The 1,102-nt window shown below is 59.9% G+C and carries 1 protein-coding gene; it reads right to left on the bottom strand.

Annotation, left to right across the window (positions count from 1 at the left end):
• Window position 1 precedes the first annotated feature (1 nt).
• A complete protein-coding gene (locus tag AWB69_RS45265) occupies window positions 2-1,060 on the bottom strand; it encodes an IS630 family transposase (protein WP_062093245.1) in 1,059 nt (352 codons plus the stop codon).
• Between the last annotated feature and the right edge of the window lie 42 nt (window positions 1,061-1,102).

Below are 1,102 nucleotides of genomic sequence, written 5' to 3' on the forward strand. Positions count from 1 at the left end.
ACTAGTCCATTGAACCGGATGAATCGCACCGGATGCGGCGCTTGGGGTTGGCGTACTTCCATTTCAACGGTTCGGCTTGCTTGTTGTACTGGCGGATATAGCGCATGAGCTTTTTGTCGAGGTCTTTGGTGCTGGTGAACACGCCGCGCGTGATGACATCGCGCTGAATGCGAGCAAACCAGTTCTCAACCTGATTCAGCCATGACGAATAGGTGGGTGTGTAATGCATCGTGACGTTGGGATGATCGAGCAGGAACGTGTGGACAGCCGGTGTTTTGTGGCTGCTGACGTTGTCGCAGATCACGTGAATCTCTTGCGTGGTGCGGTGGGCCGACATGACCTCGGTGAGAAAGGCGACGAACTGGGCACTGGTGTGGCGCGATGCAGTCTTGCCCAGCACTTCGCCGGTGGCCGTGTTCAGCGCGGCGAACAAACTCAGGGTGCCATTGCGCTTGTATTCGAAACCATGACTCTCGGCACGCCCGGGCGAGAGCGGCAACATCCGGTCCTTGCGGTCCAGCGCCTGGATCGCGGTCTTCTCGTCCACGCAGAACACCACCGCATGCGTCGGCGGGTTCAGGTACAGCCCGATGACGTCGGCCGCCTTCGTTTCAAAGTCGGGATCGTTGGACACCATGTGGGTGTCGAGTCGATGAGGACGGATATCGTGCTTGCGCCATATGCGTTGCACCGTCATGAACGGTACGCCCAACTGCGCGGCGAGCTTGCGGCTGCTCCAGTGGGTCGAGCCGTCCTGCGGCTTACGTCTGAGCGTGTAATCAAGCACCCGGGCTTCCAGGCGTGCCAGATCCCGGCGCGGCGCACGGCCCGGATGTCGCCCATACAGTCCCGCCAGACGCTCGCTCGCGAAGCGGGTCTTCCAGGTCGTGATGAAACGCGAGTCGCATCGCAACTCATTCATGATCGCCTCGCGCGAGGCCCCGTGGTCGAGCAGCAGGATCAGCCGCGCACGTCGCACTTGACCTACGGCCATCGTGCGACTGCGTTGCATCGCCATCAATTCCTCGCGCTCGGCTTCGCTCAGATTCATCTTGTCCATGCACCGTTAGATCAGTGCAATTTCAATGGTTCAACTGACTAG

The sequence above is a fragment of the Caballeronia udeis genome (assembly GCF_001544555.2).
Classification (GTDB): Bacteria; Pseudomonadota; Gammaproteobacteria; order Burkholderiales; family Burkholderiaceae; genus Caballeronia; species Caballeronia udeis.